Source organism: Paenibacillus swuensis (assembly GCF_001644605.1).
Lineage (GTDB): Bacteria > Bacillota > Bacilli > Paenibacillales > DY6 > Paenibacillus_N > Paenibacillus_N swuensis.
Genome location: NZ_CP011388.1, coordinates 3768668 through 3781202, shown reverse-complemented (window position 1 = coordinate 3781202; position 12535 = coordinate 3768668). Strand labels below are relative to the sequence as shown.

General features: G+C 46.6%; 12 protein-coding genes. 1 reads left to right on the top strand and 11 read right to left on the bottom strand.

Going from position 1 to position 12535, the window contains the following annotated elements; translation table 11 throughout:
• Positions 1-71: 71 nt before the first annotated feature.
• From SY83_RS16800 to SY83_RS16775, 6 genes are all read right to left on the bottom strand, one after another.
• Positions 72-944 (bottom strand): carbohydrate ABC transporter permease, encoded by an 873-nt coding sequence (locus SY83_RS16800; protein ID WP_068608603.1) that lies wholly within the window; start codon positions 942-944, stop codon positions 72-74.
• A 14-nt stretch (positions 945-958) separates the two neighbouring features.
• A complete protein-coding gene (locus SY83_RS16795) occupies positions 959-1933 on the bottom strand; it encodes an ABC transporter permease (protein ID WP_231891283.1) in 975 nt (324 codons plus the stop codon).
• A gap of 197 nt (positions 1934-2130) precedes the next feature.
• Positions 2131-4404 (bottom strand): AraC family transcriptional regulator, encoded by a 2274-nt coding sequence (locus SY83_RS16790; RefSeq protein WP_068608600.1) that lies wholly within the window; start codon positions 4402-4404, stop codon positions 2131-2133.
• Positions 4405-4427: 23 nt separating this feature from the next.
• On the bottom strand, positions 4428-5273 hold the full coding sequence (locus tag SY83_RS16785; protein WP_068608598.1) for a DUF72 domain-containing protein: 846 nt from the start codon (positions 5271-5273) through the stop codon (positions 4428-4430).
• Position 5274: 1 nt separating this feature from the next.
• Entirely contained in the window at positions 5275-5568 is a 294-nt protein-coding gene (locus tag SY83_RS16780; RefSeq protein ID WP_068608596.1) for a DUF6509 family protein, read from the bottom strand.
• A gap of 113 nt (positions 5569-5681) precedes the next feature.
• Complete coding sequence (locus SY83_RS16775) at positions 5682-6521, bottom strand: SurA N-terminal domain-containing protein (RefSeq protein WP_068608595.1); 840 nt, start codon at positions 6519-6521, stop codon at positions 5682-5684.
• Positions 6522-6728: 207 nt separating this feature from the next.
• Here SY83_RS16775 and SY83_RS16770 point away from each other — a divergent pair, with 207 nt between their 5' ends.
• Positions 6729-7856, top strand: coding sequence for a GIY-YIG nuclease family protein (locus SY83_RS16770; protein ID WP_068608593.1), 1128 nt, complete (start codon positions 6729-6731; stop codon positions 7854-7856).
• Positions 7857-7904: 48 nt separating this feature from the next.
• Here SY83_RS16770 and SY83_RS16765 read toward each other — a convergent pair whose 3' ends face one another.
• From SY83_RS16765 to SY83_RS16745, 5 genes are all read right to left on the bottom strand, one after another.
• On the bottom strand, positions 7905-8783 hold the full coding sequence (locus tag SY83_RS16765) for a sugar phosphate isomerase/epimerase family protein (protein ID WP_068608590.1): 879 nt from the start codon (positions 8781-8783) through the stop codon (positions 7905-7907).
• A gap of 92 nt (positions 8784-8875) precedes the next feature.
• Positions 8876-9709 (bottom strand): ABC transporter permease, encoded by an 834-nt coding sequence (locus SY83_RS16760; RefSeq protein ID WP_068608588.1) that lies wholly within the window; start codon positions 9707-9709, stop codon positions 8876-8878.
• On the bottom strand, positions 9693-10490 hold the full coding sequence (locus SY83_RS16755) for an ABC transporter ATP-binding protein (protein WP_068608586.1): 798 nt from the start codon (positions 10488-10490) through the stop codon (positions 9693-9695). The genes SY83_RS16760 and SY83_RS16755 overlap by 17 nt, the downstream gene beginning before the upstream one ends.
• 53 nt (positions 10491-10543) lie before the next feature.
• A complete protein-coding gene (locus SY83_RS16750; protein ID WP_068608585.1) occupies positions 10544-11548 on the bottom strand; it encodes an ABC transporter substrate-binding protein in 1005 nt (334 codons plus the stop codon).
• A gap of 70 nt (positions 11549-11618) precedes the next feature.
• A complete protein-coding gene (locus tag SY83_RS16745; RefSeq protein ID WP_068608583.1) occupies positions 11619-12476 on the bottom strand; it encodes an SDR family oxidoreductase in 858 nt (285 codons plus the stop codon).
• Positions 12477-12535 lie beyond the last annotated feature (59 nt).

Sequence of the window (12535 nt, the reverse complement as noted above, 5' to 3'; positions counted from 1 at the left end):
TCTTATCTAAAATTGTACTATATTCAGACGGAACTTTGTTCCGGGTGAATCCATGAAATGATGCGCCCAGCTTATCCCTTAACCGAGCCTACCATGACGCCCTTCACGAAGAATCGCTGGATGAAAGGGTACACTGCAATAATCGGGATAATGGAAATGATGATCGTGGCGTAGATTACCGTTTCTTGCGTATAGGAGACAATATCTCCCGCGGCCGCAACGGCATTATCACTGGGCCTGAGCGAAACAATCAACTTCGTCAACAGAACCTGAAGGGGGATCAATTCTTGATCCCGGAGGATGATCATGCTCCAGAAGTAACCGTTCCAGCGGCTCACCGCATAGAACAGGGCAATGGTAGCCAGTGCGGGCATAGCCAGTGGCAGATAGATCTTCCATAGAACCTGCCAATCGGTAGCGCCGTCCACCGTCGCCGCTTCCTCCAGTTCATCAGGTACCGCCTGGAAAAAGGTGCGAAGTATGATGACATTGAAAGTACTGATTGCGAACGGGATAATGACGCCCATACGTGTATTTAACAGGTCCAAATCCTTCAGATTAATATAGAACGGAATGATTCCCGCGTTAAACAACATCGTGAAGACAATGAAGAAACCGATCCATTTCCTTCCCACCAAACGTTTCTTCGATAACGGGTAGGCGCCGAACAAGGTTAACAGGATACTTACGGCTGTTCCCACAACGGTGTAGTAGATCGTATTTCCATAAGCGGTCCATAAACCGTTTTCTTTAAAGACCTGCGAATACGCTTCCAGATTGAAGCCTACCGGAAATAATGTGACTTCGCCGTGTGTTACCGCATAGCCGCTTGAGAAAGACGCGGCAAGAACATAGATGAACGGATAGACGGTCAGCAACGAAATGAGACTGAGTATTAAATAGTTAATGACATTAAAGTTTAATACTTTTAAATTTCGGTTCACGCTGAACCTCCTCTCTACCACAAGGAACTTTGGGTGTATTTTTTGCTAAGATAATTTGCGGAAATGACAAGAATCAGCCCGATGACCGAATCGAACAAGCCGACCGCCGTTGCCAGACCATGATGTCCTTCTTGCAAGCCTACTCGATATACGTAAGTTGAGATGACATCCGCCGTCTCGTACGTAGCCGGTTGATACAGCAGGATAATGGATTCCGCTCCAACCTCTAGTAACTGTCCCAGCTTCAGAATGAACATAATCATAATGGTAGGCAATATGCCCGGCAGCGTAACGTGAATCATCTGCTTAAACCGGTTGGCGCCGTCCATCCTGGCCGCCTCATATAAGTCCTGGTTGATTCCTGCCAGCGCGGCGATGTAAATGATCGCGTTAAAGCCCGCTTCTTTCCATACATTCATCGAGATAAAGATGGATCGGAAATAATCGGCTTCTACCAGAAAGTAGATTTTCTCAAATCCGAATTTGTCTAACAAGATATTGACCAGACCGTTGGACGGAGCGAGAAACTGCGTAACGATCCCGACAATGACAACTGTTGAAATAAAGTGGGGCATATAGGTCATCGTTTGTACCGTTTTCTTAAACGTCTGATTCTTAAGCTCATTCAACATTAAAGCCAGAATAATCGGAACCGGAAATGCGAAGATCAGACTGTACCCGTTAATCAGCAGCGTATTGCGCAGACAACGGATGAACGCTTCGCTTTCCAGGAAGGTTTTAAAGTTCTCCAAACCGATCCATTCGCTGCCGCTTATCCCCTTGAAGATACTGTAATCCTGAAAAGCCATAAGCAGCCCGTACATGGGTTTGTAGGCGAATAGTACGTAGAATGCGATGAAAGGAATCAACATTAGATATAGTGTTTTATCTTTCAGTAATCGCGAGCCTAACCCTTTATGTTTGACGGTTCTGTTCTTGGTCAATCCTCGAATTGAAACTTTCGGTGATTGCTGCATATTCATGCTCATGAAATGTTTATTCCTCCTTTCATTCGTGTTGTAAGCGTTTCATTTTCCTCCCCCGTACTATAGCAACTCCCGGGCTTCTTCGTAAATCGTCATTTTTTCGATTGATCACCATTTCATTTAAAATCATCATTTCTTCTGGAATGTGCAAAATTACGAAAAAAAACCTTCCGCTTTGTGCGGAAGGTAGATGAAGGTCGTTACATGGGTTCTCCTTTGCCTGCATATTGGCCAGGCGAGATGCCCTCATATTTTTTGAATATCCGAATAAATGTATTCGCGCTGTTACATCCGACGCGGATGGCCAAATCCGCAATCTTTACCGTTTCCCCGTCCATAATTTGCTTCGCTTTTTTGACTCTGTAGATATTGAGATAATCCTTGAAGTTTTCCCCTGTGTGTTGTTTAAATAAGGTGCTTACGTATCCTGAAGAGAGACTGAAATGATCTGCGATATCCTTGAGGGAAAGGTCACGGACATAGTGTTCGTGAATGTACTCCATCATCTGATCCGCCGCCGAACTGCCGAATTGTTGATTCTCATCATGGATTAGGTGAATCAGATGTGTAAAGTAGCTTGTTATCATCCGGGCCAAGTCTTCCGGGGTATGCCATTCCGTCCCGGAAAGAAGCCAACTATTTTTTAATTGATCCTGATCAATATTGACTTGCTGCAATATCCGGTTAACGGTAGTACGCATTTCAAACCACAGCTGAGTTAACATGTCTTGATTGGAATGCAGATGATTTAAATTTTCTTCTAGTATACGGTTCAGGATAGCAAGAGCCTCGTCTTCTTTCCCCCGCAATACGGCATACATCAAATCCCGCTCCATATCCAGAGGATAGTAATAACTTGCCGTATGGAGCTGTTTAATATCTTCATCCGTGATGATGGTTTTCTTCTCCACCACAGCAGGATAGTCCAGCAAGCGAAGGGCTGAGTAATAAGCCTCTTCAATCTCGTTTACATGCTGAGCGGGTTTGCCGACAGCAGCAGCCAAGCCTAGTTCATACTCCGCCTCAATGGTATATATGGCATCTTCAAACCACTGTTTGATAGCGACTCCATCGATTTCCTGGATCAAAATCAAATATCTCTTATGTTCCCATTCCATAACCTGACAGAGGGCTTTAGCTTTAACCGCTTCCTCTATAATATAGATGGCTTGCGACTGAATTTGCATAATGGCATCTTTCGTCAATGAACGGTCCTGAAAAATTTTCAAGCGGGTGAATTCAATAATAACAACAGTGAACGGTTCTCTAAGGATCTCAAGTTTAAGCTCCTCGATGTGATGCTCTTTCTTCTCGTCCGGAATCAACCCCAGCAACATATCTCGAAGTATTTTGTTACGCATCGGAAGTTGCTGAGTAAGCAATGTCTCCTTCAGCTGTTCATTCGCCATTCTAATATTGCGAGCAGTGTCTTGCAGGAACTGAAATTCATCGTTGGGCTGGGATAAATCCTCACCGCCGAAGGCTTGGATTACGGTTTTCACGGGCCGGTAAACTTTATTGGCCGCAAACAGTCCGATGCCTACGCACAATATCAACATAGCTACAAATATAGACGCCGCGCCACCTAGTAATTCAGATACGTTATAAAACAATCCCGGAATCGGAGTTATATAAGCATACTGCCAATCATCATATAATGTTGTGGAACGAACTCGCAGCTTGTAGCCGTCTACGGAGTCCTCCAAGTTATTGCCTTTAAGGAGCTCACCCGGTTTGATCAGCACCGGCCACGTCTTTCTGAACTTGTCGTATATGGCGGCTACAGGATCTAAGGATCCTTCTGTAGCCATGGCAATCGGATTCTGCTTGTAGAATACAATGAAGCTTTGATCTTCTTCTACCGCAGGCAGGAAATCCTTCTCATAGAATGAGATGTAGAAGTAAACCTTCTGGCCCCAGATTAATTCCCTTTTCACCCATGTAAACATGGACTTACCCGTTCGTTGATCTTTGAGACCCTTTAACATCATCGTGGAACGAATCTGATCTTTAGATGAATAAAATTGCTGCAAGGTTGCTATCGTCTCACTATTCATTCCCAATTCTTCTTGAAAGCGCTTGACATTCATCGTATTCGTAGAAGAAACGATCAAATCTTGATTCGGTTTAGTAACATCTATACGATATCCGGCGCTAAAAAAGAGTCCGTTATAATTTTTCAATTCATCATAGAGTTTAGTGACGTCGTAATAGTTGATTTCACTGCTCTTTGCGTAATTGATCAAGGATTGATTATTCCTTAATAAGTTGGCGATATGCCCGGCAATTTGGAGCTTCACATCCATCTTCTCCGCGGCTTGCTCCAGAAATGCGCGTTGAGCGTTGTCCATTCGCATCCGGTTAATCTGATCGTTTTTATAAAAAAAGACACTTGTGGCAATTAGCGTGTAAGCGCAACCAATTATGATGAAAAAACGCAACAAGGTGCGAAAAAACACTCTCTTTCTCTTCATTTCAATCCCCCCTTAAGCCCTTATCAAAATAGATCCAGCTGGCGCGGCGCAAGCCCTTGCCACTCAAGATCCAGCAGTTGCTGTAATTGTTTGGCATTGTCGGATGCGTCCCCGCCGGAATTATTGTTAAAGATTACGCAGACCTCGCAGCATGTTTTCTCTAAGTTTTCTATAATTCCCTTCCATTCAACCAATTCTTCATCACTGTACCTATACAGATAACGCACATCACGCCAGTCAGGGCTTCCGCTGCTGTTCCAGCCCTGCACATTCCGACCATGGAAACGCACGATGCTCAATCCCTCGTCCGTAGCAACAGGCACTATAGGTATGGAACCCATTCCAGCCTGAGGCTCGTCACAGATGGAATGAATCCAGCCGTCTTGCCTCATATAATCCAGCGTCTTGTCCTTCATATCGGCTGTAAACCAGCTCTGATGTCGGAATTCTAACGCGACCGGAACGTCACCCATTCGATCCCTGGCGGCGCGAAGTAAAGCCACATTCGGTTTGGAGCAGTCAAACCATGGCGGAAACTGGAACAGAACCGCCTTTAGTTTGTCCGACTTCCGAAGTGGCTCAAGTGTACTTTTGAAATAATCATACATCTCATCATTTCCCGAGAACGGATTGGGTCCTCGCAAGTGACCTGTCATCCCTTGAAAAGCTTTAACGACGAAAGAAAATCCTTCCGGTGTAGCTTCATCCCATTTGGCGTATTGCTCTATTGAAGGAATCGCATAGAAAGAGCTATCCACCTCCACCACCGGAAAGTGACCGCTGTATGTATGCAGTTTGTGTTTAGCTCCGATACCCGCAGGATATAATTCGGGGTGATCTCCCCATCCGGCTAACCCTATGGTAATCATGCTATTCCGATTCTTTCCAGTGATCATGACAGAATTGCTTTAACTCAGCCTCTTCATCTTCTTCCAGATCATAATCCAGCAAGAGATCCGTGGTTTTCTCAAGCAAGTCATATTTGATCAGACGGGAATCCCCATCACCTACGCTATAGATGGCTCTTATGTATATTCCGTTCGATGTGTAAAGCTCATCTTCCTCATCCAGATCAAGGTCCATTAAAAATTCATATCGCTTGCCGGCAATAATACTGAAGGGATCCTTGATAACTTCAACACTGTATTCCGTAATGTCCAACATGTTGTCAGCCTCCTTATACTTTAACTCATTATAACCTTTATTCCGCTTTTGCCCAAAACCAATTCATAAATGCATAAAAAAAACCCGAAATCCTGGATTCCGGGAAGTTAACACTATTCAGTTGCAGGTGCGGTTGCAGGTGCGTCTGTAGCTGGTTTCTCAAGCGTGTTCGTGATCTTGGCTTTACCTTTCAGTTCCTCTAAATATGCAGGAGCTTTATTGGCAACCTCGGTGTTAATCAGGTTATCCTTGATCTCGACTTTCTTCTCTTCAAGCGTTGCTGTACCGAATGTTGCTTTGTTGTCCGTATAGTATTTCTTCACTTGATCATCGGTTACTTTAATCCCCGGCTCAAGCAATTTCTTTACTTGCAATTGTGTCTTAATTTGAGCCTTCAGATCTTCCATCGTCATACCATATTGTTGCAATGCCTGTTGAAACTCATCTTCCGAAGGAAAGCTTTTCTTCACTTTGGCAATTTCGGCATCATAATCTGCATCCGTTAATGCGATTTTCTTAGCCTCCAGCTCCTGACCCAACACTTCTTCCGTGATCAGCTTGTCCACCGTTTGAGCGCCTCCGGCTTTAACCATCTCGTCATACATCTGGTCTTGGCTGATTTCGACTCCGTTGACGGTGGCAACCGCGACATCTTTCTTTCCAAACGGGTTGGAGACAAGAGACACTGCTAACAACGCCGCAAGGACTACCGTTGCTCCGATCCAAACGCCATTGGAACGTCTGCCATCGGACGGAGGCACTGTTCCTGCGCGCTCAGCCTCTTCTGTAATTCGATCATCTGTAGGTGCAAGCAAAGCTTCTCTCTCTAACTCGGACTCGATCTCAGCATTCGTCAATTCAATCGCTTCCTCCGAATCCGGGCGGCCAAAACTCGGCGTCTCCCCTTGTGTTTCATTCAACCCTAACTTTTTCTCATTGTCATTCGTGCTCATCTTAATAAATCTCCTCTCGTGGGTAACCATGCCTTTGATAGTACAACGTTAACATAGCCTGCTGAAAAAAACCTTAAAAAAAACTTAAATTTGACCCAAACGTAACATTTTGTCAATAAAAAGGGACTGTTTCGCAAGGTTGTGGAATGTTAAAATAGAGATTACGAACCTGCGTTCGACTATTTACTCGTCAGGAGGATCGTCTTCATGTCATTTCGCTTTCAAGCTTCGGATTACCCGGAGCAACCCGGATGTTATCTGATGAAGGATACGGAGCAGCGCATCCTATATGTCGGCAAATCCAAAAATTTGCGTAACCGGCTTCGTTCTTACTTCTACCAGAAGCATAAACGCAGACGTTTGGCGGAGTTGGTAGTTAATATTCGTTCGATTGAAGTTATCCTTGTTAACAACGAATCCGAGAGCCTTGTTCTGGAAAACAATCTGATCAAGATCCATAAGCCCCCGTATAATCGCGCGTTGAAGCGGGATAACAGCGGATATGCATATTTACAAATGACAGGGGAACCGTTGCCGCGGCTGGATGTATATTATCGTGATCGTCGTACCACCCAGGAACGAGAACAAGCCGGCGCATTCCTGCCGGAGCGTAAGGAGGAACAAGGTCAGCGATTCGGCCCGTTCGTATCTTCCCGCTTTCAGTATGCGATGCTGGATTTTGTTACAGATCACTATCGGTTGCGCACCTGCACCAGCTTACCAAAGCGGGCCTGCCTGCTCTACCACATCGGGAAATGCAGTGGAGTTTGCGAGGGTTGGATCTCGGAGGCGGACTATCAGGAAACGGCTCGCCAAGCTTCCGAGATGCTGTCTCACCGCCGGGATCATTTATTGACGGCTATGCATGAGAAGATGACTCATTATGCCGAACGGCTTGAATTTGAGAAAGCTCAGAATATGCTGCATCATATTCGCGTCTTGGAACGGATCCCCACGAAGCAGATTGTGGATCGGGAAACCGGTTGGAATCAGGATGTTCTGTATTTCGGCGAACGAGACGTGCTCATTGCCAGAGTCCAGGAAGGGATGTTGCGTGATTTTCGGTTTGTGGCCATGGACCCTTCCGTCGGGTCGGACCCGGAAGAACAATTCATTCTTTCTCAATATGAACAAGAAGGTCCGGACGAGTTAATTGTCAATCGAATGAAAGATCCGGTTCAAATGCGGAAACTTCTGCGTACTAGATCTCGTAGATCTGTTGCCATAACTGTGCCCAAAAGAGGACTAAAAGCGGATTTGTTGCAATTGTGTAAAGCCAATTACGAGTACCGGATCGCTCAACGGGAAGCTGCTGTTGCTGCGAATCAGAACTAAAGGATGGACGCGCTTCGTGCACTATACGCGCTCCATCCTTTAGTTTAATCAACCCTGAAAACGTTGAATATAGCGTACAGCATTCCGGATATCCGTTTCCGGGTCCGTCCCCACTTCCCGCTCAATCGTAAGATAGCCCGTGTAGCCTATATCTTGCAATGCCTGAAAATAGGATTTGAAATCCACCGAGCCTTCGCCCAACGGCAGCTCTCTGTAAATCAACCCGGTCTGCCCCATTTCGGCCAGTTTCTCATGACTCATGGCTTCATAACCGAGAAAGCCATAAACCTCCTTAGGATCACATTTTCTTAACTGCACACCGTCCTTAACATGGGTATGGACGATATAGTCCTTTAGAATATGTACACCTTGAACCGGGTCGTCTCCCGTTACCATGACCATATTGGCAGGATCAAAGTTAACGGACACACCGTTCGTGCTTAGCGTATCGAGAAAAGCTTTGAGATGAGCTGCGCGCTCCGGTCCTGTTTCAATTGCGAAATAGGCGCCAACTTGCTTAGCATACCGTCCCAATTCTTCACATGCTTCCTGCATGGCCCCATAAACTTCACTCAGGGGATCATCTGGGACGATCCCGATATGCGTGGTTACAATGTTTGTGCCAAGGTCGAGTGCCAGATCCATAATTCTCTTGGATTTCTCCACTTTGGAGGCATTGACGCTCCGGTCTTGAAAGCCATGTCCCGCAAGGTCACCGCAAAGCGCTGAAATATCCAATCCTAGATCCGATATGTATGTTCGTAGTTCCGTACGCGCCTCGGAAGTAAGATGTTCCGGATCCATCTCCCCGTGTACCGCATAGATCTGCACCCCGTTCGCTCCTACTTCTACGGCTTTTACCAAACCTTCCTTCACGCCTGCGCCGAAACTGTCCACAATCACTCCGATTTTGTTATTCAAGAGCATTTCAACCTCCCTGGGATTAGGATTCTTACATTATATCACCGGCAGAAAAGTTGAAAAAGGCCAACCTGCTTCGGCTGACCTTAAATTTATCGTTATTTTCGCTTAATGATTCTGGATTCCATGAAAGCAACACCCTGATACATGATGGTGGCCACCAAGGCGATGACGAACAAACTAGCGATGACAAGGGTAAAGTTAAAAACTTGAAAGCCATATATGATTAAATAGCCCAACCCGGTTTGAGCCACTAGAAATTCGCCAACGATCACCCCGACCCATGCCAAACCGACATTTACTTTTAAGGCGGATATAACGGCCGGAAAAGAAGCGGGTAAGATGACTTTGATGAACAGTTGTTGACGCGTTGCGCCGAAGATCTGAACTACTTTCAAATAATTGGGGTCGGTTTCCCGAAACGAGTTGTAGATGACAAGTGTAGTGATAATCACGGTAATGGATAAGATGGTCACAATAATGGAAAGCACACCAGAACCCATGGCTACGATAAACAAGGGTCCTAAAGCCACCTTCGGGAGCGCGTTAAGCACCACAAAGTAAGGGTCCAGCACCTTGGCAAGAAACGGACTCCACCAAATCAGTGTAGCCAACAGAACACCGGCCAGTGTACCCAACAAGAAACCGGCTATCGTTTCGGCTACAGTAATCCCCACATGAGGCCACAAGCTTCCATCCAACGCTTTCTCCCATAGTAGATGCAGGATTTTACTGGGGTAACTGAATAACAACACGTCAATCCATTTCGCGCGGCCGGCCGCTTCCCAACTCCCGGCCAGCAGCAACAATAATAAACATTGCGTGAGCAGGACATAGCTGCGTTCTGCGGATAACTTCTGTTTATAGGCTTTATAGATCGTTTCGGGATTAATATTCAAGGTGTTCGCTGATGATTTACGTTCCGGTTCCATTTCTCTCCCCCCCTGGATCAAGCCGGTCAAATTCATTCCATATGGACTGAAATAACGCTTGAAAACCTTCCTTATCCCTCGCATGAAACGGTGTGGATTCAGCGATCAGGGAAGGCACGCGAATTTCTTTACGTATCCGCCCCGGGTGGGGGGCAAGCACGACCACCCGATCGCTCATCGCGAGCGCTTCCGATATATCATGCGTGACGAGAAGCGCGGTTTTGCGATGCTCTTGCAGGGTCAGCGCTATAAGATCCTCCAACTGCAGTTTCGTCTGGTAATCCAAAGCCGAAAAGGGTTCATCCAACAGCAGAATATCCGGTTCGGTGGCCAGGGTCCGCACTAAAGCTACGCGTTGTCTCATACCTCCGGACAGCTCTGAGGGATATTTGGACCCTTGTAACCCTAGTCCGAGTTGACCTAGCAGATGCCGAACATAATCCTTTTTCTCCGAGGTCAGTCGTCCCGTCAGCTCAAGCCCGATGGCCGCATTGTCAAATATGGTTCGCCAGGGGAACAGATAATCCTGTTGAAGCATATACCCCACTCTTGCACTGGGGCCTTCAACAGATTGCCCGAATACCTCCACCTTTCCCTGCGTGGGTGAGATTAGTCCGGCAAGGACGGAGAGAAGGGTTGTTTTGCCGCAACCGCTTGGTCCGACCAAGGAAACAAACTCCCCGTTGGCTATAGTCAGGTCAATCCCTTCAAGCACCAGGGAGGCCCCGCCGTTATTCACATAGACATGGGTAATTCCCTCTAACTTCACCGCAGGTACCATCGGCGCCCCCTCCTCTCTTTGCAAAAAAGCCGCACAGGGCGGCCGTAGTTTCTTTATTCGATTGAATCCTTGGCCTTATCCGCAAATGTATTGTTCACGAGTTCTTTAAACTCGGCCGGTCCGTCAAGTTCACCGGCTTCTTTCATCACATCTTGCAGATTACCCCACTCAGCTTCATCTATAATCGGATCTGTGGCGTAGGAACCTTGCTCCTTGTAACGTTTCACTACGTTACGGACGACCTCGAGATCGGTATTCTCGAAGAATGGAGCTACCGCGTCCGCAATCTCTTCAACAGAGTGCTCCTGAACCCATAGTTGTGCCCGATGCACCGCATTCGTAAATTTCTGAATCGAATCCTTACGATCCTTGAGCATACTTTCCTTGGCCATAAACACGGTATATGGCAATTGCCCGCTCTCCGCTCCGAACGACGCGATCACATGGCCTTTCCCTTCGTTCTCGAGAAGGGTCGCCTGCGGCTCAAACAGTTGTACGAAATCACCTGTTCCCGAAGTAAACGCCGCCGGAATATTGGCAAACTCGACATTCTGAATCAGCTTTAAATCCTCTTGGGGATTTATACCCTTCTTTTTCAAGGTAAACTCGCCGGCCATTTGCGGCATGCCGCCTTTTCGTTGCCCGAGAAATGTCGTCCCTTTAAGGGAGGCCCAATCGAAATTCGCAACAGGCTCCCTGGCTACGAGAAAGGTTCCGTCCGTTTGTGTTAATTGCGCGAAATTAATGACCGGATCCTCGGCGCCTTGCAGAGATACATAAATAGAAGTCTCAGATCCAACGAGAGCGACATCAATCTGGTTACTCAACAGCGCGGTCATCGTCTTGTCTCCGCCCGGCGTCGTTGTCAGCTCTACCTCTAATCCTTCTTCCTCGAAGAAACCCTCCGTTAATGCAACATATTGCGGCGCATAGAATATGGAACGGGTCACTTCGCCTATCTTGATCTTGGTACTTTCTTCTTTACCGCCGGAACACCCGGATAACAGTACGGACAACCCGAACATTGCGGCCAGTCCAACCGATACTCTTCTTCTCATGTCAATCCCTCCAACAACCTGTGTACTACAACGTATGCCGGAGCCTAGAAAAGGTGAGCGGGTGTACAAATTATTTTGTTACAAAATAGTCCCGGTAGTCCTTCACATATTGTTCGAGTTTACGAGGTGTATTCCCCGTGAGTGTAGTGAACGTTCCTGTAATGCCGCCGGCCAATCCGATTTTCGTTGCCATATGAATCCCAGTTACCACATTGACATATCCCGGGTCCAGACCCTTGCCCAGCATGTAGGTTTTAAATTCTTTAATGGTCGGGTTCGAATAAGTGATCGTGAAGCCTAATACCTCCGACATCCGTCTGGCCACTTCATAGAAATCAAAGGCTTCGGCGCCGGTTAAAGCATATTTCTTGTACTTGTGCTGGTCGCCTTCCAACAGGGAGACGGCCGCGACTTCCGCAATATCACGAACATCGATGAAGCTGGTCTTTCCTTTGCCCGCAGCAACATAAATTCGTTGGTTCTTTTGCAATTCATCCAGAAGAAAGAGGTTCATATTTTGCATAAAATAGCCTGCTCTTACAAATGTGTAGGGAACGCCGCTTCTTATAATCGCCTTCTCATTCTTATAGTGGGGAACAAATGGCATAAATTGAACGTCTTTAATGGAAAGGTAGGTGATATGCTGAACGCCGCGTACCTTGGCTCTGTCAATGAAAGCATGAAACGCGTCGAATTCGGTTTCAGGGGGGTAATTCAGGAAGATGCGATCTATGCCGGCCAAAGCACTGTCATAGGTTTCCGGTTTGCCATAATCCAGAACGGTGTACTCATAAGAATCGCCATGAACGGACTGCGCCCGTTCCACGTTCCTCACTCCGCAGACCATGTCGCCCCCTCTCGCCCGAACGGCTTGAGCCACTTCATAGCCAACATTGCCTGTGAACCCGGTTACTAACATTTTGCTCATACGTGTGGCCTCCCAACATTTTCTATATGGCTTAGAATAACCATTATATAACCATTCAT